This window comes from Halomicroarcula saliterrae (assembly GCF_031624395.1).
Lineage (GTDB): Archaea > Halobacteriota > Halobacteria > Halobacteriales > Haloarculaceae > Haloarcula > Haloarcula saliterrae.
On record NZ_JAMQON010000006.1, the window covers coordinates 84,462 to 106,967 of the forward strand.

15 protein-coding genes are annotated in these 22,506 nt (G+C 67.8%); 8 read left to right on the forward strand and 7 right to left on the reverse strand.

Annotated features, from left to right (window positions below; genetic code table 11):
* Positions 1-52: 52 nt before the first annotated feature.
* From NDI56_RS18375 to malA, 3 genes are all read right to left on the reverse strand, one after another.
* Positions 53-1,153 (reverse strand): hypothetical protein, encoded by a 1,101-nt coding sequence (locus NDI56_RS18375; RefSeq protein WP_310921171.1) that lies wholly within the window; start codon positions 1,151-1,153, stop codon positions 53-55.
* 526 nt (positions 1,154-1,679) lie between these two features.
* Positions 1,680-6,215 carry a DUF7997 domain-containing protein gene (locus tag NDI56_RS18380; protein WP_310921172.1) on the reverse strand — a complete coding sequence of 1,512 codons (4,536 nt, stop codon included), beginning with the start codon at positions 6,213-6,215 and terminating at the stop codon, positions 1,680-1,682.
* A 128-nt stretch (positions 6,216-6,343) separates the two neighbouring features.
* Positions 6,344-8,341, reverse strand: a complete 1,998-nt coding sequence (gene malA / locus NDI56_RS18385; protein WP_310921173.1) for an alpha-amylase MalA — start codon at positions 8,339-8,341, stop codon at positions 6,344-6,346.
* A 506-nt stretch (positions 8,342-8,847) separates the two neighbouring features.
* Here malA and NDI56_RS18390 point away from each other — a divergent pair.
* The 7 genes from NDI56_RS18390 (at position 8,848) to NDI56_RS18420 (ending at position 18,558) form a co-directional block, all read left to right on the forward strand.
* Positions 8,848-10,191, forward strand: coding sequence for a nucleotide sugar dehydrogenase (locus NDI56_RS18390; RefSeq protein ID WP_310921175.1), 1,344 nt, complete (start codon positions 8,848-8,850; stop codon positions 10,189-10,191).
* 1 nt (position 10,192) lies between these two features.
* Positions 10,193-11,260, forward strand: a complete 1,068-nt coding sequence (locus NDI56_RS18395) for a glycosyltransferase family 2 protein (RefSeq protein WP_310921177.1) — start codon at positions 10,193-10,195, stop codon at positions 11,258-11,260.
* Between the two features lie 88 nt (positions 11,261-11,348).
* A complete protein-coding gene (locus NDI56_RS18400) occupies positions 11,349-12,209 on the forward strand; it encodes a polysaccharide deacetylase family protein (RefSeq protein WP_310921178.1) in 861 nt (286 codons plus the stop codon).
* 81 nt (positions 12,210-12,290) lie between these two features.
* Positions 12,291-13,772: an oligosaccharide flippase family protein gene (locus tag NDI56_RS18405; RefSeq protein ID WP_310921179.1), complete on the forward strand. Its 1,482-nt coding sequence runs from the start codon at positions 12,291-12,293 to the stop codon at positions 13,770-13,772.
* A gap of 281 nt (positions 13,773-14,053) precedes the next feature.
* On the forward strand, positions 14,054-16,000 hold the full coding sequence (locus NDI56_RS18410) for a hypothetical protein (protein WP_310921180.1): 1,947 nt from the start codon (positions 14,054-14,056) through the stop codon (positions 15,998-16,000).
* A gap of 166 nt (positions 16,001-16,166) precedes the next feature.
* Entirely contained in the window at positions 16,167-17,294 is a 1,128-nt protein-coding gene (locus NDI56_RS18415) for a hypothetical protein (RefSeq protein WP_310921181.1), read from the forward strand.
* A 127-nt stretch (positions 17,295-17,421) separates the two neighbouring features.
* Positions 17,422-18,558, forward strand: coding sequence for a glycosyltransferase family 4 protein (locus NDI56_RS18420; RefSeq protein WP_310921182.1), 1,137 nt, complete (start codon positions 17,422-17,424; stop codon positions 18,556-18,558).
* A gap of 7 nt (positions 18,559-18,565) precedes the next feature.
* On the opposite strand, the gene NDI56_RS18425 is transcribed toward NDI56_RS18420, so the two are convergent.
* Positions 18,566-19,699, reverse strand: a complete 1,134-nt coding sequence (locus NDI56_RS18425) for a twin-arginine translocation signal domain-containing protein (protein WP_310921183.1) — start codon at positions 19,697-19,699, stop codon at positions 18,566-18,568.
* Positions 19,696-20,757, reverse strand: coding sequence for a DUF1616 domain-containing protein (locus NDI56_RS18430; RefSeq protein ID WP_310921184.1), 1,062 nt, complete (start codon positions 20,755-20,757; stop codon positions 19,696-19,698). Before NDI56_RS18430 ends, NDI56_RS18425 begins: the two co-directional genes overlap by 4 nt.
* 292 nt (positions 20,758-21,049) lie before the next feature.
* Here NDI56_RS18430 and NDI56_RS18435 point away from each other — a divergent pair, with 292 nt between their 5' ends.
* Positions 21,050-21,328 (forward strand): hypothetical protein, encoded by a 279-nt coding sequence (locus tag NDI56_RS18435; RefSeq protein WP_310921186.1) that lies wholly within the window; start codon positions 21,050-21,052, stop codon positions 21,326-21,328.
* 13 nt (positions 21,329-21,341) lie between these two features.
* On the opposite strand, the gene NDI56_RS18440 is transcribed toward NDI56_RS18435, so the two are convergent.
* Complete coding sequence (locus NDI56_RS18440) at positions 21,342-21,770, reverse strand: hypothetical protein (RefSeq protein ID WP_310921187.1); 429 nt, start codon at positions 21,768-21,770, stop codon at positions 21,342-21,344.
* A 19-nt stretch (positions 21,771-21,789) separates the two neighbouring features.
* On the reverse strand, positions 21,790-22,461 hold the full coding sequence (locus NDI56_RS18445) for a cell surface protein (protein ID WP_310921188.1): 672 nt from the start codon (positions 22,459-22,461) through the stop codon (positions 21,790-21,792).
* Between the last annotated feature and the right edge of the window lie 45 nt (positions 22,462-22,506).

A 22,506-nucleotide genomic window follows, 5' to 3' on the forward strand; every position in this document is an offset into this window, starting at 1 on the left:
TTCGGGGTCGGTCGCCGGCTCGGCCGCTCCGACGAGCCAGCGGAGTCGGCCGTTACCGGTCCCCTTCGAGCTGGTCTATCCGCGCCGCGAGGTCCTGGATATCCGTCTCTATCTTCGCGAAGTTCTCGTTCAGCGGCACGTGCCACTCCAGCATCCCCTTCGAGGGCTTGTTGTACCCGCCGTACGTGTCGTCCGTGGTGTCGGTGTCGGTGGGCTCCTCTTCGGTCGGGGTCGGCTCCGTCCCGATTCGCTGACTGACGAGGTCACGGAAGCGGTCCGAGGACTGTTCGAGTCCGTCGGCGTCTCGCGGGAAGATGGTGTGGTAGTTGTTGTTCCAGAGCGTCTGGTACTCCCACCCGTTGTCGCGCCCGTAGTCCAGCATCTGCTGGATGAAGTAGGGGTTGTCGTAGCCGGAGGCGTTCGGGAAGGGGGTGCTGTCGCCCATACAGCCCCACTCGAAGGTGCCGCCGACTTTCGTGTTCCGCGCCTGTGCGAACTCCTCCCAGCGGCCGATGTCCGCCAGCTGGACCTCCTGCCAGGCCTGTTCGCGCTCCGCCTGCGTCGACGGACCGCCGTCGGTGTAACCGTACCACGTGTCGTAGAACGTGGGACAGACGAGCGGCTCGTCGGCGCCCGCGGGCCAGGACGGCGCATCGACCGGCCACGACTCGGGACCGACCCCCAGGTCAGCCCCGTCGGGGGAGAACGTGAAAGTGAACTCCGCCCCGTCGACCGACTGCATCTCCCGGACGACGCGGGCCAGTCCCTCAGCGTAGTTCGCCGGGTCGTTCGGGTAGCGGCCCGACCAGCTCATGTTGAACTCGCCGCTGGGCCTGATGATGGTGTCCGCCATTCCGATATCGACGAGCTGCTGTGCGAGCTTCCGGTGCTTGTCGTCGTGTGTTCCGTCCGCCGCCGCCGAGTAGTCTCTCAGATTGCCCCCCTGAAACTCGTAGTGGAGCACTAGCTGCCGGCCGGTCTGCCCGAAGACGCGTTCGAGCGTCGCCCGTTTGTTCGAGTCGCCCCACGTGATACCGTCGAGGCCCCACTGTCCCTCGTTCCACGTCGTTACGATGAGGTCGACCTGCGTTCCGAGCCATGCTTCGATATCTTCGATTTCCGATTCGCGAATGCTGAGAATTCCGTGTTTCATTGTGATGAAGTGTTGGTGGTAGTTCCGAATTCAGATACTAGTGGAATACTGTCAATCATCCAGTTAGTCGTGTCAGTGAGCCGGCCGCACCGACTGTCCGCCTCGATCTCTGCTGGTGGTTCTCCGTGGTCATCCAATAACTCCTAGTAGGCCAAATCTACTTAACGAAATTTACACGTATGCTGCTGAATAGCTACGCTTGGAGATAGTTGATGGCGTTTTCCGCGCCGTTTGTTTACCAGATAGAGAGCGGTAGGAACGTGCTACCTCAAGTTTTAGTTACACTATACCGGAGCGGAGACGACCCTGAACCGGCGGTAAACTCGCCCGCTCGGAACAGTCAAATCTCTGCTACGAACGACGAGCTCCGACAGAAATAAAAGATATCTGATGTATCCTAATACCGGCACAGCCCCGAGTGCGAACTGCGGTTCCGTCCGGGCCGAATGGCGCCCACCACGGCAGTCCGACGACCCGGTCCCCCCGCCGGGGCGCGCTGCGTGACGGGTCCTCGCTCTCGGTCGGCCTACAGGCTCATCCGCCAGACGGTCGTTCCGGCCGCTTCGAGGTCCGCCTTGTCCGCGGCGGCGACGATAATCTGATTCTCGCCGGGTTCGACGGCCAGTGCCTCCTCGAACTTCCCGTCCTCGACGTCGACGATGACGCTGTCGACGGGCGTCTTGATGACGACGCGAACGCCGGTCGTCTCACCTGAGACCACCAGTTCGTTGCCGCGGAACTGCGTGTCCACCCGCAGCGCCGGGCTGCGGTCGGGCTCGTTGAGCTCCTTCTCGCGGTAGCGCTCGTGGACGAAGTCGGGCGTCTCGACGGGCGTGCCCGCGCTGACGCCGTGGGCGAGCCGGATGTACTGGGCCATCGACCACGCGAGCGGGGTCGCCCCGCCGGTCCCCTGTCCGAACTCCCAGTTGTAGTCGGTGGCGTGTTCGCGGTCCCACACCTGCTCGGGAATCATCCGCCCGGAGTTCGCGAAGCGCTCCATGGCCCGAAGACAGACCTCCGGCTCGATGACGGGGTCGTCGAGTCGCAGTTCGTACTCCCCGCGCTCGCCGGTGAGGAGTGGCCACAGCCGGCCTTTCCCCTTGTGCTCGACCGACCACGGCGCACCGGGGTCGTCGCGGCCCCGCTCACCGTAGCCGTCGCCGTTGTACCGGTAGAACCCGGGCGAGTCCTCGACGTCGACGCGGATGGTGTCGTCGACCTCGGTGACGCTGTTTTGCATCACCTCGTCGTCGGCCGGCTTGATACCGAGCCGGACGAGGTCGAGGAACCCGCCGTCGATGATGTTTCGCTCGTCGAGGGTGGGGCCGTCGTTAGCGAGCGTCCGGAGGTGGCCCGCTTCGGGGTTGCCGTCCCGGGTGACCCGCGTGTAGTAGGGCGTGTTCTGGTGCTGGTCGGTCCCGGTCTCGGTGGCCGTCCAGTCCTCGACGTTGTTGGCCCAGTGATCGGCCAGCGCGAGCCAGACGAGGGCGTCGTCGTCCTCGCCCTCCTGCAGGGCGAGCTTGGCCGCACAGGCCAGCCCGGCGATCTCGGCCGCGATGGAGGACGGCGAGAAGCCGGCTTCCTCCTCCCAGCGCTCCTGGGCCGTCTGTGGCCCGTTCCGGGCCACGTAGTCGGCCGAGCGACGGAGGTTCTCGTAGCCGTAACTCACGTCGTCGAAGGTGATGCCCGCCTCGGCGAGGTGGTACGCCATCACCTGCGGGTAGGAGATGTTGTCCATCTGCTCGCCGCCCCAGCGGGTGAGGCCGTTCACGTAGGTGTTCTGCGGGATGAAGCCGGCCTCGTCCTGCTGGAACTCGTAGATGTACTCCAGCTGCTGGGCGGCGATATCCAGCGACCCGACGGTGTCGAAGGCGGTAAAGACCTGATAGAGGTCCCGCGACCAGACGAAGTTGTAGCCGTAGTTTTTCGGCTCGCCGGCGTGGACCGCATCGCCCCACGGCACCGACGGCGAGGCGATAGACGCCCCGTGGTAGGTCTTGTCTTCGACCGCCATCAGGGTCATGATGGCCGCTCGGTACTGGTTTGCCAGCTCCGGATGCGCGTTGACCGAGTCGGGCAGCTCCTTGTCCGAGAGATAGTCGGCCCAGCTCTGTGCGTACCCTTCCTCGACCGTCTCGTAGCCGCGGTCCAACGCACCGTCGGCCTCGCCGAGCGCGGCGGCCGTGTCCGCCCGCCGGGCGAAGCCGAGCGCGACGGTCTCGTTGGCCGTCGACCCGGTGCCCAGGCGGCCGATGAGCACGACGTTCTCGCCGTCGACGGACTCGACGGGCTCGGGCAGTTCGCCCTCGTTGTAGAGAGCGTTCAGACGCTCGCTGCCGGCCGCACCGACCGTGGCCCAGTCGAACCGGCCCTCGGCTGCCATCGCCATCGCGACCGAGAGGGCGTCGCCGTTCTCGTCGACCAGCAGGTCGTTGTGCGTCTCTGCGGTGTAGGCCTGTGGGTTCCGGGCGACGAGGTGGTAGTTCTCGTCCTCGCCGTACCGGAGCCCGCGGTCGAACCGCTCGGTGCTGGTCAGCGCGATGTTCGCGGCAGAGAAGACGTCGTAGCTGTGGCCGTCCGTCGCCGTGAACTCGACGCTCGCCAGGATTGCGTCGTGTTGCGGGTCGGTGGCGTAGTCGACGGTCAGCTCCCAGGCGTGGCCCTGTCCGTCGCCGGTCTCGGTGAAGACGTGTCGGAACAGGAGCGCCTCGTCGTCGACCGGTTCGACGCTGCGTTCGATGGTGTCGTTGCTGCGCCGGTCTTCCTTGTGGGTCCGGGCCGCGTAGTCGGACTCGTCCTTACACCGGATGATGAAATCGAAGGTCCGCAGGTTCAGCAGGTCCACCTGCGGGAACCGCGCCTCGGTCAGCGCGCCCTCGGTGAGCGTGAACCAGACCCGCGACGGGTCCTGCGTGTCGTGGTCGGCGACGGTCCCGATACCGAACTTCTCGCCGGTCGTCCACGTCGGCTCCTCGCTCGGCCCCTCGGTCGTCGAGGAGGTGGTCGGCAGGGCGTTGAGGTCGTCGAGCAGCGCCGTCGCGTGGAGCCGGATGGCGTGTGACCAGCCAAGCGGCGTCGCGCTGTCGAGCTCGCCCGAATCGAAGGCCTGCTCGGCCAGATAGCCGGCGTCGGTCGCCAGCGGGCCGTCGTCGGCGATGAGCTCGTAGAGGTCGCTGCTGCGGTTGAGGTAGGCCTCGCCGTTCCCGCCGCGCTCGTTCAGCATGACGCCGACCTGGGCGGCCGAGACCGCGCCGATGCCGGTCGTCACGGACCAGACTTTCTCGCCGTCCTGTTCCTGCATCCGCCAGCGGTCGCCCTCGTAGCGGATGAGCCCGGCGACCTGGCTGTGGGGCGGGTTCCGGAACAGGGTGTCCAGCGTCGTGCTGACGTGGTCTGCCAGCCGGTCGACCTGGTCGTCCGTGAGGCCGGCGTCCTCGATGGCGTCGTACTCGCGGAACGCGTCGGTGAGTTTCAGCGCGGCGGCGTCGATACGGTGGTCGACTTCGCCGTCTGTCAGGCGCATCACGTACACCCCCATCTCCTCGTCCCAGAGGTTGTCCAGCCCGTCGATGACACGTTCGGCGCCGTGCAGACTCCGCTCGCGGATCTGGTTGGTCATGGGCGCTCGCGCCACGGCCGAGAACGCCTCGATGTAGGTCGCCGCGGTGTGGGCGAACTGCCCGATGGCGTCCTCCCAGACGTTCTGACACGGCGACGGGAGGTCGTTGTCCGCCACGTCCCGCGACATCGCGTCGACCGCCTCGACGATGGTGTCCCGAAGCTGGACAGTCAGGTCGTCGCTGAGCCGGCCGTGTCGCGTCCGCAGCAGCGTCGCGAGGAAGGCGGTGACGGTGGCCGTCTGGTCGCCCTGGTACTCCGGGGAGTCCTCGTTGTGCTCGACGTTCGCGTTCGCCCACCCCGGCGCGAGCGAGCCGTCGGTCGCCCACACGCGGTGGGGCCAGGTGCCGTCGGCGAGCTGGCGCTCACAGAGGAACTGCGCGCTCTCTTCGAGGATATCGTCGGTCTCCAGGTCGAGCCGGTCGCCGGCTTCGAGCAGGTGTCGCGAGACCGAGGCGTCGTCGCGGAACCAGACGTAGCCGTAGCCGCCGGAGTTCTCGTAGAAGGGGTCGAACTCCGGCGCGGCGATTCGCCCGCCAGAGGGCGAGGACAGCAGGTCCATCACGCGCAGGTCGGTCCGGACGCTCTGGGAGCGCGGGAGCGACTCCGCGGTGTCGATGCGCGTCCGCTCGCGGGCGGACTCCCGCAGGTCGGAGGCCGTCGTGTGTGACTCCGCACAGACGCTGATATCGGCCATCGCCTGCTGTCGGTCCACCTCCGTGTGGTCGGACAGCTGCGTGATGAGTGTCGTGCTGTTGGAGCGGCCGGTCCGTTCGAGCGGTGCCGTCACGAGGAAATCGCCCGTGAGGCGGGTCTGGTCGCGCCGTTCGGTGCCTCGACGGCGCGGGAAGTAGATCGCGTCGTCGGCCAGAATCTCCCCTAGCCGTTCGGGCCGCTGGCCGTGGACCTGGTCCAGCCCGGTCGAGGCCGTCACGTAGTCGTGTTCCTGCCGGTGATACACTTCGAGGACGCGGGAGTTGTCGGGGCCGCCGTCCTCGTGGATGAGCGCCCCGACGCCGGTGTCCTTGCCCTCGGGGGCCATCGTCGCGAAGGCGACGAGTTTCGCGTCCCGCGGGACCGTCCCGCGTGCCTCGACGTGTGTCGCGTGTGCGCGACCGAGCGTCAGGTCGTACTGGTGGACGGTGAAACTCCCCGCGTCGTACTCCGTCTCCACCAGCCGGGTGTCACGGTAGTAGTGCTGTCTGATCGTCTCCAGGTCGCTGAACCAGCGTGTCTCGTCCCCTATCTGGATACCCAGCTGGGAACGGTCGATACCGTACAGTCCGGACAGTGAGTCGGAGTAGTCCCGCAGCGAACCGTTCTCGCCGATATGTACCAAGCGATCGCCATGTCCCGAGAACGAGCCTGACGCAGTCTTGCTCTCCTCAGGGAAGCGCTCGCCACGAGCTTTCTTGTACTCGTTGAGCGCTGTCGTAAGCCGCATGGATAGCTAAAGACAACGCTCTCAATAAACCCCTACGATTTCGCGCAATCTTGCAGGTCCGTCGTAACAGCCGGTCTGCGGGGCCGCCCCCTCGATATCGGCGGGTTACCGGCCTCGCCCTGCTGCCCTCACTGCAGTAGGCTGTCGGCCGGCAACACCGCGACGCTGTCGACAGTGACGGCGCCGTCGCCGGTGCCGACGCCCTCGCCCGAGACGAGGTCGTGGTCGGCGGCCGCCGCCGGCACCGTGACCGTCGCGGGCGCCTCGCCGAAGTTCAGCACGACGACGACCGCCTCGTTCTCCGTCGCTCGCGCGTAGGCGACGACGCGGTCGTCGTGGCCGGACTCGACCTCGTAGTCGACCCGCTCCAGCGCGCCGTCCGTCGACAGCGCGGGGGTGTCCGTTCGCACGTCGGCCAGCGAGCTGAAGTACTCGCGCAGGTCGTCGTCGGCGTGGTCCCACGCGAGGTCGTCGCGTCGGCCCCGCTGACCGAACTCCTGTCCCGCGTACACCATCGGCGCGCCGGGCAGGGTGAAGGTCGCGGCGGCCGCGGCTTTCGCGGCCTCCTTGCCGTAGTCGACGATGTATCGGGTCTCGTCGTGGTTCTCGGCGTACACCATGAACGAGGCGTGGTCCGGGAAGCCGGCCTCGCCGCGCTCGTCGATGGCGTCCAGGACGAGCTCCGCGTCCTCGCCGCCGCCGACCTGCCGGAGCGAGAAGTACGTCGTCGAGTCGAAGTGCATGTCGAAGAGGCCGGCCTGGAAGTCAGCGATGTAGGGGATGGTCTCGTCCAGCAGGAGGAAATCGTCCGCCTGGTCGTTGCAGTAGTCGTGTATCTCCCGCCAGAAATTGTTGGGGACCGCCCACGCCATGTCACAGCGGAACCCGTCGACGAGGGGCTGCCACTTCTCGACGGCGTCGAGCAGGTGCCGTCGCACCGGGAGATGGTCGAAATTGAAGTTCGCGATGTGCTCCCACTCGAAGTACGTCTCGGGTTCGGTTTCGCCCCGCCATTCGTACCAGTCGCGGTACTCGCTGTCCGTGTCGTTGACGGCGGCCTGGAAGTGCGGGTGGGTCCGCGCCGAGTGGTTACAGACGAGGTCGAAGAGGACCTTGATACCGCGCTCGTGGGCGGCGTCGATGAACCGCTCGTAGTCCTCGCGGCTCCCCAGGTCGTCGGCGATAGAGAGGAAGTCGACGATGTTGTAGCCGTGGGGCGCGTGGTCGTTTTGCAGTACCGGCGTGAGCCAGATGGTGTCGACGCCCAGCGACTCGATGTAGTCGAGCCGGTCGACGATGGCGTCGAAGGCCGCGCCCTCCTCGCCGCCGAAGGTCCGGATGTAGATCTCGTAGATGACCGACTCTTCGGCCCATTCGGGCGGGTGGTACGGCTGGCTGGTGGTGACCGTCTGGTTCGCGCGGACGGCCTGTCCGCCGTCGGTCACGACCTCCTCCTCGGCGCGCTCGAACTCGGCGGCGTCGGCGACGCTGTAGCCGTCCTCACCGATAGCGACCGCGTGGATGCGGGCGCGGTCCGGCAGCGCGTCGAGGGGAATCCGCAGTTCGCGGTCGGAGACGGTGACCGTGCTCGGGTCGAACGCGTCCCGGTCGTCGAGCAGGAACTCGACCTCCAGGTCGTCGGCCGTCTCGGTCGCGTTCGGGTGGGGTCTGGCGTCGGCGCGGACGACGGCCTCGTCGCCTTCGACGACGGGCGTCAGCGTGAGCCGCGGCCGACCGCCCTCGCCTTTCTCCCGCGTGCTCAGTTCGCCGTAACTGCCGGAGCCGCTCCGACCGCCGCTGACGCCGCCACTGACGCCGCCGCTCACTCGTCCGCTGTGGCGGCCGGAGACGCCCGACTCGCCGTAGACGCCGGACGGCGAGAGCGCGCTTGGGAACGCGCGCACCGTGAGCCGGTGGTCGCCGTCCGGGGCCGAGAGCGCTGCGACGTAGGTGCCGGGCACGTCCGGAACCAGTTGTTCGACGGGGTCGTCCCCGAGGGCCGCCTCCGAGCCCTCGGGCGTCTGTACGAGCTGCCACGTGTAAGTCGCCGCTGGGTCCGGGTCCCGCGGTGCGAGTTCGACCTCGTCACCGGCGGCCACGAACCGCGGCGGTCCAGGATGATGCATATATGTTTCTCTGCGATTAGGAGTGTCTTGGTCCTTGCGGTAAGTCACTGGTACGTTCGCCGTCGACGACCGGCTGGGACGGCTCAGGCGCCGTCTCCACCACTGACTGTGGCTGTCTCTCCGCTCAGCGAGAGCGCCGTCCCTCCGACGGCCCCGTCGTGGTGGGGGTCCCTGTGTCGGGCGGCGAGCAGCGCACAAAGCCCACCTTTCTGTCACGGGCGCTCCTGAAAGCTCAGTATTCGAGACCGACCGGCCCGACCGCCACCTGTCAAATTCCGTGATATTGCTAGCGAATCTGACGAGCTGGACGCGGCTCGTCGGATAGTCACAGCCATCCGCCATTGGGGCTAGACTACCCAAACATTCAGCAATTCTAACACGTTTGGTGGTGGTAACTATCATCTGTCTAACAATGTACATCAGTGAATCATCATCGTACGACATGAGGAAGTCTCTACGACCGCTAGCGCACAGCGATACCACCACTCGCGCAACGGAGGCCGCCGATGGAACGAACTGAAAGCCCGGCTTGCTGTGTCGTTGGCTTGGGTTACGTCGGACTCAATCTCGCCCACATGCTCGCACAGTCGGGCTATCCCACGGTAGGCTACGATATCGATACACAGAAGATAGCCGCGTTGCAACAGTCCCACGATCCGACCGGCGAGCTAGACGCGGACGCGCTCCCCCACGACGACCTGACGTTTACGAGTTCGGCCGACCACATCGCCGACTGCGAGTTCGTCTTCGTGGCGCTGCCCTCGCCGCTCGACGACAGTCTGGCCCCGGACATCTCGGTCCTCGAAACGGCGAGCGAGACCGTCGGAGCGAACCTCTCCGACGGTGCGATCGTCGTCTACGAGTCGACGCTGTACCCGGGCGCGGTCCGTGAGGACCTGCGTCCGGCTCTGGAGCGGGGCGTCGGGGAGCGGCCTGTCTCGTTCAGCGTGGGGTACTCCCCGGAGCGAATCGCGCCCGGAGAGGACCGGAGCCGCGTCTCCGACGCGATGAAGATAGTCAGCGCCGAGGACGAACAGACCCGCGCCCGCATGGCCGCGCTGTACGAGGACATCTCCGAGGTGGGCGTCTACCTCGCCGAGTCCATAGAGACCGCCGAGGCCGCCAAATGCCTCGCAAACGTCCAGCGCGACGTCAACATCGCCGTCGTCAACGAGTTCACGATGGGTGCCCGCCAGCTCGACATCGACCTCGACCCCCACGAGGTGCTGGAGGCCGCGGGCACGAAGTGGAACTTCCACGAGTACACGCCCGGTATCGTCGGGGGCCACTGCATCCCGGTCGACCCCCACTATCTCCGCGACCGGTTCGAGGCGGCGGGCTTCGAGCCCTCGGTGCTCACGAACGCCCGCATCGTCAACGAGAAGATGCGGAGACACGTCGCCGCGGTCACGGTCGAAGCACTGGAAACCGCCCAGAAAACCGACGAGACACCCGAATCGCCCACCGTTCGGGGCGACGGTGGCCGCGAGTACAGTCCCCGGCTCCTCGTCCTCGGCCTCGCCTACAAGTCCGGCCTCGTGGACACGCGCAACTCACCGGCGTACGGCACCTGTGAGACGCTCGAAGCCAACGGCGTGGAGGTCGTCGGATACGACCCACACCTCACCCGGGAGCAGGCGCGCGAGGAGTTCGACTTCGAGATACAGTCGGAGGTCGACTTCAGCGGCTTCGACGGCGTCCTCGTGCTCACCCCACACGAGCGAATTCGCTCGCTGGACCTCCACCGGGCCGCGGGGGAGATGACCGAGGACCCGGTCCTCGTGGACGTCGACAACGCCTTCGACAGCGACAGAGTGACAGCGGCCGGCTTCAGATACCGGAGGCCCTGAGATGTACAAGGGACACACGGTCGGTGTCGTCGTTCCCGCGTACAACGAGGCGGCGTTCGTGGGCGACGTCATCGCCGAGATACCCGCGTTCGTCGACCACGTCTACGCGATAGACGACGCCTCGACGGACGAGACGATGGCGGCGATGACCGACGCGGCCCGCGAGCGCTCGACGGCCGGGACGGTACGCGACGGGACACAGCCCACCGAACGGGCGGCGACACGCCCCTCGCCGGGCGACGACGAGACGCCGCCGGTGTCGCACGACGGGGGCCACGAGCTGGGGGTCGAGGACGACCGCGTCGGCGACTCAGTGACCATCGGGCGCGTCACGTGTCTCCGCCACGCGACCAACCGGGGCGCCGGCGGCGCCATCAAGACCGGCTACGCGGCCGCCCTCGCGGACGGCATGGACATCGTCGCGACGATAGACGGCGACGGGCAGATGGACAGCACGACGCTCCCCGGGCTGCTCGAACCGCTCGTCTCCGGAGCGGCCGGCTACGCCAAGGGGAACCGGTTCAGCGACGGCGAGATAACCCGCGAGATGCCGCCCTTCCGCCTCCTGGGCAACGTCTTGCTGACTGGCCTCACCCGCATGTCGACGGGGTACTGGGGGTTGCTCGACCCCCAGAACGGGTTCACCGCGGCGACCCGCGAGGCCCTGCTCGCCGCCGACGCGGCGAGCATCTGGGAGTACTACGGCTACATGAACCAGCTGACGGCCCGCTTCAACGCCGTCGGGGTCGACATCGCCGACGTCCCGATGGAGACGGAGTACGGCGACGAAGAGAGCGACATCGAGTACCTGCCCTACATCAGGAAGGTGTCCGCCCTGCTGGTCGGGGCACTCGTCCGCCGACTCGGTCGGAAACGGGACGCCGGGGCCACCGCGACGGCGGCCTGCTATCTGCTCGCTGTCGTCTGTTTCGTGGGCTGTGCTGTCAGGGCCCTCCGGCGCGGCGGCGGTGCCGGGATGGGGCTGGCCAGTGTGGTCGGGGTCACGGCGGGCGCGCTCGTCGACCGCGTCAGCGGCCCGACCGTCGTCCGATGGGAGGAAGAGCCGTGAGCTCCGCCCCGCACGGTGGCCGCGGCGCTCGGTCGGCAGGGAGTCGTCGACGGCGAGTGCCCCGCCGCTCCGTCAGCGAGGTGGGCCGATGAAGGTCGACCGCTATCCGGAGTCGCCGGCCGAGCCGACGGCCTGTCTCACGTTGGACCTGGAGCCGAGCTTCGACGTGGGGTCCCCGGCCGTCAGACGGCAGGTCTTCCACCACTTGGACGACTACATCGAGCGGTTCCAGCGCCGTGACCTGCCGGTCAGCATGTTCGTCGTCGGCCGGACCGTCGAGACGTACCCGGAGCTTATTCGGCGCCTCGACGGGGCACTGGACGTGGAGTTTCACCTCCACTCGTACTCCCACGACATGTCCGGCGAGGCGGACATCGAGGCGGAGATTCGCCGCGGCGTCGAGGCCTTCGAGTCGGTGCTCGGTCGGACGCCAGTCGGTTACCGGGCGCCGCGCTATATCGCCACCGCCTCCGACCTCGAAGCGCTCTCGGCCGCCGGCTTCGCGTTCGACAGCAGCATCTGTCCGTCCTACCGCCCCGGCGTGTACGACCACCTCGACAAGCCCACGGAGCCGTTCTATCCGGCCGTCAGTCCGGACCTGCTGGAGCTCCCCATCTCCGTGCACCCGCGGCTGCGGGTCCCGATTATCCAGAGTTTCCTCAAGCTTCTGGGGCGCCCGTATCTCCGACTGCTCGAACGCTCGTCGCTCCCGAACCCCCTGATATACAACTCCCATCTCCACGACTACTACCGGACCGACGCCCACGACATGCTCTCCCCGTTCAAGCGGCTTCTCTTCTCCCGGAACATGGCCGACTCGTTCGAGCTGTTCGAGCAGTTCGTCGACCTCTTGGAGGACCGGAACTACCGCTTCCGGAAGCTGAGCGACGTGGCAGCGACGCTCTCCGAAACGGAAGGCTCCGCGTCGGTCGTCTCCCCTCGGAACTGACTCAGGCATGCGACGAACAGACACCTCCCGAACGGTCGACAGCGCGCCCGCGACGGGCCGGCTCGACGCCGGAGGACCGCCATGGTAGCCCTCGGCGGGCTCTCCCGGGACGTGGTCTCGGAGACCGGGGCGCGGCTCACCTACTATCTCACGTCCGGGCTGGTCATCATCTTCCTCTCCCGGCAGCTGGCGCCCGCCGAGTACGGGACGCTGTTTCTCGCGCTCTCGGTGCTCACCGTCAGTCGACTGTTCAGCAGCGTCGGGCTCGCGAAGGCCGCCGCCAAGAACGTCTCGACCTCGCTGGAGTCGGGCGACGGGCAGGTCCGCCACGTCGTCCTGAGCTCGCTCACCTACAATCTCGGCACCATCGCGGCTGTCGCGACGGCCGTCGCGCTGGGGGCCGGCGCCATCGCGGCGACGCTCGGGGCGCCGGCCATCGAACCGCTCCTGGTCCTTGGGACGACCTACGTCGTCTTCGCGACGCTGTACAACTACACCCGCGTCGTGCTCCAGGGGTTCCGGGAGATACTCCACAGCGCGCTCGTGTACGCGAGCGAGGGGGTGGCCAAACTGCTCGCGGTGGCGCTCCTCGTCACCCTCGGCTACGGCGTGTACGGCGCCCTCGTCGGCTACGTCGTCGGGTTCACGGTCGCCGCCTTCCTCGGTCTCTGGCTCCTCGCTCGCCATCTGCCCGGCCCGGCCGCCACCGCCCAGCTCGAAGACGGCCTGAAGCGACGCGTTCTCCGCTACAGCGTCCCACTGACGGTCACGCGGGGCGCCTGGGTGCTCGACCGCGAGGTCGATGTCATCCTTGTCGGCTACCTGCTGACCCCGGCCGTCGTCGGCTACTACGCCGTCAGCAAGCAGATAGTCACGTTCTGTAGCGGCTTGGCTGGGTCGGTCGGGTTCTCGCTGGGCCCCCAGTTCGACGAGGAGACCGTCGCCCGGAGCCGGGACCACGCGCGCCGGACCTACGAGACCGTGCTCGTCTCCGTCCTGCTGGTCTACGTTCCGGCCGTCGCCGGGCTCGCCATCCTCGCCGAGCCGGTAGTGCTCTCGGTGTTTGGCACGCAGTACCGCGGCGTCGTCCCCATCCTGCAGGTGTTCTGTGCGGGCATCGTGTTGATGTCGGTCACCGAACTGACCGAGGACATCCTCGACTACCTCGGCCGGGCGAACGCCCGCGCCGCGTTCAAGGGGGTGACCTCCGTCGGGAACGTCGCTCTCAGCGCCCTTCTGATATGGCGGGTCGGCGCGGTCGGCGCGGCCGTCGCCACCGTCGCGATGCAGGCCATCTACGCCGCGCTGTGTCTCTACGTGGTCCACACGGAGATCGGCCTCCGGCCCCGGCGGCTGCTGTACCGGGGCGGACAGGTCGGCTGTATTACCGCGGTGATGTCGGCCGTCGTCCTGTCCCTGTTGCGGTACGTCGACGGTCCCGTCACCATCGGTGCCGTCGCCGTCTGCGGGGCCGGTGTCTGGGCACTCCTCGCGAAAACCGGCGGCCTCCTCGACGGCGACGCGCTCCCCAGTGGCGGGCTGTCGGGACAACGGGGCGACTGACTCGCGGGCGAATCGCTCCGGATGCCGTCATCGTCCGGTATCCGGGGGACGTTATCGTCCGGTATCTTCCGGGTAACCAAGGTTGTATTCCATCCATAGCAGTCTACCATGGCACGTGCGTATCAGCAGGTTACGAGCCCGCGTCCCCGGAGAGACCGACGCCCCCGCGTCCGGGGGCGGGGCCGCAGCCGGGCGGTCTCTCGGTCCCGGGGCCGTCCCGCCACTCGGTCCGAACCGTCCGGAAACACGCTCCGGTCTCACCCCTCGTCACTGGCCCACCGATGACACTGCTACCCTCGGCCAGGTCGCTCCCGGCCTACGGCGAGATATCGCGCGCACTCCCGTATCTGGCGCCGGTCGTCGCGGTCTGTGGGACGGCGCTGCCGGCCCTGCTCGGCCTGCCGTCGCTCACTATCGTCTCGCTGTACGCGACGGTCCCGATACTCGTCGTCTCCGCGGCGTACTTCGCGACGAGCGGCGCTGTCGACCTCGCAACGCCGACGGCCGAACAGCTCTCGGACCGGGCGGTAGAGCTGTCCATCAGCCTCTATTTCACGCTCTTCGGGGTCGCGATACTGCTCGCGTCGGCGGGGCAGGTCCGGCCCATGTCGTTCTATCTTCTGGTCGGCGTTCTCGCCACAATCGTGCTGTCACAGTGTCTCTGGGCCGGGCTCACGCCGTCGCGAGTCGCTCTGATCCTCTTCGAGACGAGCGGGCTATTGCTCGGCGTCGTCTGGTCAGTCAGCCTGAAATACCACTACTTCTTCGGGCGGACCGACGTGTTCCCCCACCACCGCCTCATCGAGGGGCTGCTCAGTAGCCACCGCGTCACCTCGGTCTTCGGTGCGTACCAGCCGTTCCCGCTCTGGCACGTCTTCGTGGGGTTCCAGACGATGCTGTACGACAGAGCTTTCGGGCCGCTCACGCTCTCTTTCGTCCTCACCGGGCTCCTCTTCGCCACCGCCCCGCCGGTGGTGTACGCGCTGGCCCGCCGGTTCCAGTTCCCCCGGCGCACCGCGCTGGTCGCCGCGCTCGGGACGGCGCTCAACCCGTTCGTCATCCTGTACGGGATGTACTCGATCCCCCGCAGCGTCACGTCGCTGCTGGTCCCGTTTTGCCTGCTACTGCTGCTCGTCGAGGACCGGCGGGCCTCGCTGCTCTACGCGGGGCTGCTTGTCGGTGTGGCCGTCTACCACACCATCAGTCTCCCCTACATCTTCGTCACTGTCGGCTGTTACTTCGCGGTCGAACGGTTCCTCACGCTGTCCGGGCGGCGAGCCGACGGGCCGGCCTTCCCCGTGGTCCCTCTCTGGGCGGTCCTCGCTATCCCGGTGGTGCAACTCTCGTACTGGGCGGTCGCCGCGCCGGACCTCGTCGCCCGTGTCGTGGGCCTCGCCGCCGGCCCGCCCACCAGCGGCGACGGCGGGGGCGCCGTCGCCACGCCGTTCATCGAGTTGCCCGTCCACGAACTGGTGAACTACGTCCCGTACGGCCTCATCGTCTTCTTCGTCCTGTTCGGCGTCGTCCAGAGCACCAGACTGCAGCGGCTGTCCAGTCGCGGTAAGGCGCTGTTGCTGACCGCGCTGCTCGTCACGGCCGTCTCGGTCCCGGGCCCGGCCCTGCTGGTCAGTGTGGTGTCGAGTGTCACGTCCGACATGGCGTTTCGGGCCGGGCAGTACACCTACCCGTTCGTGGCTATCGCCTTCGCCGTCGGGGTCGTCTCCATGGTCAGTACCGTCGGGCGGCGCCGGGTCGGTGCCGCGCTCGTCTGCCTGCTGGTCTTCTCGACGGCCTTCTTCGCCGTCTCGAACGACTTCGTCGCCTCGGACAACCCGGTCACCGAGCGGGCCGACTTCTACAACTTCTATCTCAGCGAACAGGAGACGACGAGCTACGCCACGATCGCCGGCCACACGGACTCCGCCATCACCAGCGACTACATCACCTGCCGCTACGTGAACAACCCGGGCAGCGGTCGCTGTGACATCATTCAGGCTGACCCGGTCGCCGGGCGGTTACACGACCCGCCGGATTCGGTCGTCGTCGTCCGCAGTGACGAACTCCGCGAGCGACCGCTGAGCGTCTATCCGACGCCCGAACCCGTCGAGAACCCGCCGTACTCCAACACGCGGGACTCGCTCTCGCGTCAGTCTCCGGTCTGGGACGACCTGGACAGCTACAACCGGGTGTACGATTCCACGGACGTGAGCGGCTACACCACGGGGTGACCCGCGGCCGGGCCGCCGACCGCTCGTTCCCGTACCCAGATACTCGGCAGCTGTTGCTCAATCGAGTACGAGCTGGTGGCGTGAAAGATACGCTTAAGTATTTAAATACAGCCATATATAAAAATATGCGAAAGGTTCATAAATACCTGTTCGCGACCAGCAAGACGTGACAGAAAATCACGGATACGACACACCGGAACAGGGGACGCTTAACTGGAACGTCCCGCTCAACGAGAACTTCGAGCAGCTCGACATCGACGTAGAGATACGGGACCAGGAGGGCCAGCTCGATACGTACCAGCCAAAGGAGGGCGCGAAGTTCTTCGCGCTCGATACGGGGCACGTCTTCGTCGGCGACGGCGAGTCGTGGACGCGCGCGTCGCTCAGCACGCTCTCGGTCGACGATTCGTTCCGCCTGCCGACGCTGGAGACGGACCCGTCCGACCCGGCCGTCGGCGAGCTGTGGTTCAGGGGCGACCTCGGCGAGCTCCGCGTCCAGACTGACGGCGGCCCGCAGGCCCTGACCCGGGCCGCGACTGACGACGAGGAAGAGCCGTCCGAGTCGGACGCGACGTTCGACGTCATCGAGCCCTTCGACGACGACAGCTGGGCCGACACCTTCGGCGAGGTGTGGGACTACGGCGTCGGCGGCAACACGGAGATACGGGATATCGACGGCCGGTCGGGCAACCAGCTCCAGATGCGAGTCCCGGGCGGCGAGAACCGCGGCGTCTACACCGTCCACAACCACGCGAACCGGGCCGGCGACGCCCCGACGAAGTGTTACCACCAGTTCTTCATGCGGTTCCGGCCGGGGTTCTACGACAACCTCGACGACGACGGGAAACTCCCCGGGTTCGCCGGGCGCGACGGCACCGACGAGGGGGCCGGCGGCGAGCCGGCCGACGGGACCGGCTGGTCGACACGGATGGGGTGGGACGACCCGTGGGACCACGACGGCTCGGACATCCCGCTCGACTGGTACGTCTACCACATGGACGCGAGCGGCTCCTACGGTGACCACGAGTTCATCACCCTGCTGGAGGAGGGCCGGTGGTACCGCATCGAGCAGTACATCGACCTGGGGACGCCCGACACCAGGGACGGCGTGTTGCGGTGCTGGGTCGACGGGGAGCTCGAATACGACCGGACGAACTTCAGGTTCAGGGAGTCCGGCGGCAACGACGTCCAGTGGAGCTGGTGGGACTTCTACCACGGCGGCGGCAACACCCCCTCCGGCGACATCTACGTCCAGTTCGACGACCTCAAAATCAAACGCGGCGGGATGCCATAGACCCGCCCGGTAACGTCCGGATACCGTCGCTCACCGGTCCGCCAGTGTCGCGAGCGCACGCCTCGACGGTCGCGGTAACCTGTGCTGAACAAAACCTCGCCATCGCATCAAGGCGGGTACCGACACGATGGCAGACAACGAGACGGACACAGACGCCGAACCGGCCGTCCGGATGATAGGGACACTGCCCCCGAACAGGGGGGTGCCCGGGTACTGTGAAACGCTGTACCACGGCATCGACGAGAAACTGGACGCGTTCACCTTCGCCGGTTGGCGGGAGCTGTACCCCGCCTCGCTGTATCCGGGCGAGTCCGGGACGACCTGTGAACCGCCCACGGAGGGCGAGCATATCGAGCGCTCGCTCGCCTGGTACGACCCGGTCAGCTGGCTCCGGGCCGGTCTGAATCCGGACACCGACCTCCTCCACGCCCAGTGGTGGTCCTACCCGCTGGCAATCCCGTACGTGGTCATGTTCGTCGCGAGCAAGCTCCGCGGGACGACGGTGCTCCTCACCGTCCACAACGTCGAACCCCACGAGAAGACGCCGCTGACCCGCTTTCTCAACAACCTCGTCTACCTGTTCGCGGACGAGTACGTGGTCCACAGCGAGCAGAACAAGGCGCAGTTCTGTCGGAAGCGCGCCGTCGACCCGGACGACGTTCACGTCATCTCCCACCCGACTATCGGCCCGGAGGAACGGGGCATCTCGAAGGCGGCGGCGCGTCGGGAACTCGGCATCGACACCGACGGCGGCGTGGTCCTGTTTTTCGGCAACGTCAGGGAGTACAAGGGGCTCGATTCGCTCATCCGGATGGTCGACGACATCGGCGACGAGCGGGCGCTGGAGCTGATAATCGCCGGCGAGTGCTGGGAGGACTGGGACGAGTACGCGGCCCTCATCGAATCGCGGGGGCTGACCGACCGGGTCCACCGGTTCCCCGGGTACATCCCCGAAGCCGACCTCGAGTTCCACTTCACCGCCGCCGACGTGGTGGCGCTGCCGTACGACTACTTCGACGCCCAGAGCGGGGTCGCCGAACTCGCCGACAACTTCGGGACGGTGTCGGTCGGCTACGACGTGGGCGGGCTGGCAGAGCAAGTCGACGTCGTCGCGGAGGACCGGGCGGCCTTCGAGTCGGCCCTGCTGGCCGCAGTCGACGGGGAGGTGACGAAGGAGTCGGTCGACGACGAGTCGGTCGCGAACCACGTCCGACTGTACCGCGCGCTCGACGCGCCACGGCGGTCGACGCCCCCGAACCAGTAGCCACCGCTCAGCCGCCGTCGTGTCCGACGCCCTCACCCGTCGGCACGCTCGATGGACAGCCGGACTCTTGGGGACCGTCGCGCCCGGCGATTCGGTTGCCACAGATCCGGCCCTGCCGCTCGCTCGTCGACGGCGGCTCGAAGACGAACGGGCTGACGTCGGTATCGCCGATGCGACAGCCGTACACGTCGTTTCCCGTCACCCGCCGTGAGGGGGCGAACTCGGCGGCGACCGGCGTCTCCGCGATGTCACACCAGCGGACGGTGCTGTCGCGGCCCTTGAATCCTATCGTGGGAGCGACCTCGTCGATGCCGACGTGGCCGGCGTTCCGGTCGGTCACGTACTCGACGGTGACGTTCCGGGTGCCCTCCTTCAGGTCGACCGCCTCGCCGTGGGCGTGGCCGCCGCTGTTGTCGACGTGGTGGATTCTGACGTTCCGGGTCCGGTCGAGCTCGGTCCAGGGGTGCCAGCTCGACCCCAGATTCGTGTCGGCGGTGCCGATGTACAGCAACTCGCCGTTGCGGCTGCGCGCGTCACCGACGACGTACTCCGCCCCAGCCAGCCCGGTCACCCGGGTCGGACCGACGACCGCCCCGACGGTCCGTTCCAGCCCGATGAGGCTCGCCCGGCTGTAGCCGATGCGGTCCGGCGCGACGACGATGTCCCGGAGGTACTCGTCGGTCGATGTCGGCGGTCGCGTCTGTATCAGCTGTCCCTCGACGTAGGAACTGAGCTGTTCGGGCGCGTCGGGGTCGACCAGCCCTTCGACGGTGAGCCCGCGGAGGTGTACGTGGCTGTGATTGATACGGACGACGCCGTACTCGTCACGGGCCCCGCGGACGACGGCCGATTCGGGCCCGGTAACGGTGATGGGGTCGCCTTCCCGCCCGCTCCGCGTCGTGGTCACTTTCTCCCGATAGGTCCCCCGCGGGACTCTGACCGTCTCCCCCGGCATGGCCGCGTCGACCGCCGCCTGGACGCTCTCGAAGGTGCCGACCGTGGTCTCCTCGCCCTCGCTCGTGCCGGTGTGGACGCGGATGTCCTCGCGTTTCGACCCACAGCCCGAGAGGGTCGCGAGTGCGCCCGTGCCGGCGAGACAGCGCAGGAACCGCCGGCGGGAGGCCCCCGTGTCGGAGCTCACTGGCGCTCCACCCGATTGGCCGTCACCACCTGCGTCCCGCCCGCGGTGCCGTCGTCGCTGGGAGCCGTCCCGGAGAGCCAGACGTGGACGTGGTAGGGGGCCGTCCCTGTCGAGACCTGTCTCGGGAGGCCGTCGGTGTACACCAGCCAGACTACTCGGTCGCTCTCCCCGGCCGACAGCGGGACGACAGTCTCGACCGTTCTATCCGCCCCGGCCGGGACGGTCACCTCGAACGAGGTCAGCCGCATCTGTTCGCGGACGACCGGCTCGCGGTCCGTCGACGCGACCTGCTGCCGGAGGACGACGACGGTGTAGGTGACCTCGCGACCCTCGTGGTTGCCTACCCCGAGCTGGAGCGTTCGGGGTTCGCCGACGGGCGCCGAGAGGTTCCCGTCGACGAGCTGCTCGCCGTCGGCCGACAGGAGCGACAGCTCGGAGTAGCGCGCGTCCGCGGAGCCGCCCATGACGGCGTACCCGGTACTCAGCGCGAAGAAGGCGAGCGACCCGACCAGCAGGGCCGTCACCGCGGCGTTCGTTTCCCGGCGGTCGATCAGCCGACGGCACAGCGCTCGGAACAGTTCGGCGGGTCGGAACCGTCTCTCAGGCGGCTGTCGGACCCGCCGTCCCCACGCCACCAGCGCGAGGACGGCAGTCACGGCGCTGATGACCACCAGCATCGGGGCCAGCCGAACCCCCCACCGCGTGAAGTTGAGCAGATAGCCGACCGCGGGGACGAGGACGACGCTGCAGGCGACGGCGAGCAGGCAGCGTTCCAGGACGGTGATGCCCGCGCCGCCGACCGCGCTCCGGACCGACGCGACGGGGCCGGTGTCCAGCTGTCGGCCCCCGCTGTACGCCTCGGGGAACAGGGCCGTAACGAGCACGTATCCCGGGACGAAACAGGCGAAGACGAGTCCGAGCGGCACGCGGACCGGCGTCTCGCGAATCACCGGGGCGAAGACGGCGACGTCGAGCGCGGCCGTTACGGCGAGCGCCGCGAGGAGGTCGACAGGTACCAGTTCGTCTATCGCTTCGCGCGCCGGCGACTGTCCACGCATCTTGCCGAGGGCTTACCGGCACTACATCTAAAGTATTTAGCACTTTCCGGGCCGCTCGGTCGCTGTCGCCGCTCTCCTCGGCGGTTTCGGGCCCACGGCGGTGTCGCCAGCCCCGCTCACGGCCGCCGTCTCGGCGTTCGACCCCGGCCGCGTGGCACCGTCGCTTCGTCGCGGGGCCGGAGTCCGTTATGGCTATCTTATCGCCCCGCTCACCGGGACAGCCGACCGTCGGGCCCGGCCGCGACACACCGGAACCACAACTGACACCAGTGGCCGCGGCACCACTGTGTGTATGTCACCGACCGTCGACGACCTCCGAAACGACATCCGAACGGCCGTGGGGCGATTCGAGCGCCCCGAATCGACGGCCTTCACCAAGGAAACGCTCGCCGCCGTCTGCGAGGCCGTGGGGTACGATATCGACACGGACAGGCTCCCGCCGAAACCACAGATGCGGGCGGGCATCCTCCGGGAAATCGGCGAACTGGACGACGACGACCCCGAGCAGACGCAGGGGGCGTTCCGGAAGGCACAGCTGGAAGCCGTCGCGGCCGCGCTGGACGACGAGTAGCGCGTGGCAGGGGTTACCGGAGTCCCTGCTCTCTGGCGCCCTCGCGGATCTGCGCCGCGCGCTTGCGCACCCGCGAGACGTACCGGCTGACCTTCTCGGGTTTCTCCCCGTAGTAGGAGGCGACCCAGTTCCGGTCGATGTCGGCCTGAGTCATGAAGTACGCGACCAGCGTGTCCCGCCCGGCCTGGATTATCTCCGGCGGAACGCCCCGCGTCCCCGTCCCGGCCTCCTCGAACCCGTTGACGTCGAAGTAGACGTCGCTGTACAGGGTCGCGCTCTCGGCGTCGTCGAACTCGATGCCGCGGTGGTGGGGGGCCTCGAAGCGGTAGCGGCGCTCCCCGTCCGACCGCGGCAGTTCGACGATTCGCACGTCGAGTATGTACTCGTGATACACCGATTCCGCGTCGTCGCTCGTCGTTTCGTGTGATTGCGTGCGTGACATTGTTGCTGAGCCGAAGTCTTCAGGCACCCCGCCGTCGGCGGAGGCCGGCGACCGTCAGGAGACCGACGGCGACGACCGCCAGCCCGGGCCCGAGCGGCCCGGAGCCGCCGGTGGCGGTCTCGGTCTCCGTGGTCTGTGTCTCCGAGTTCGCTCGCTCCGCCGACGTTTCTGTCCCACCCGACTGACTGACGGCGGACGCGCTGGCGGGCCGGAACTCGCTCCCGTCGTCGGCGTCGAACTGCCGCGGCTCGACGGAGAGGGCCCCCTCGCCGGGGTCGCCGCCGGCGACGGTCACCGTCGCGAGCCGAACGTCGGTCGCGCCGGGCTCGACGGCGCCGTTCAGGTCGGCGGCTTCGAGCGTGACCCGACCGCCGTCGTCGTCGAACTCGGGCGCGCTGTGCAGCCCGAACCGCTCGGGGTAGCTCGCGTCGACGAGTCGCGCGTCGCCCGGCGCGTCGAGGACGACGTCGAGATAGTAGCCCGCGAGCCCGTCGGGCGCCGACGTGAGCACCACGCCGACGGTCGCGTTCCCGTCGGCGGTCGTCGCGCCGTCGGTGACGCGGACTGTCGGGCTGTCGCTCTGTGCCGCGGCGACCCCGACGCCCGTCGCCGTCGCGAGGACGGCGAGCGTGGCGAGGGCGGCCGCGAGGACCGGTCCGATGGTCGATACGGAACGCGTCTGGTGTGTCATTGAGTCGTTGAGGGAGTATAAATCGGAGTTGGCGGAAGGCTGCGA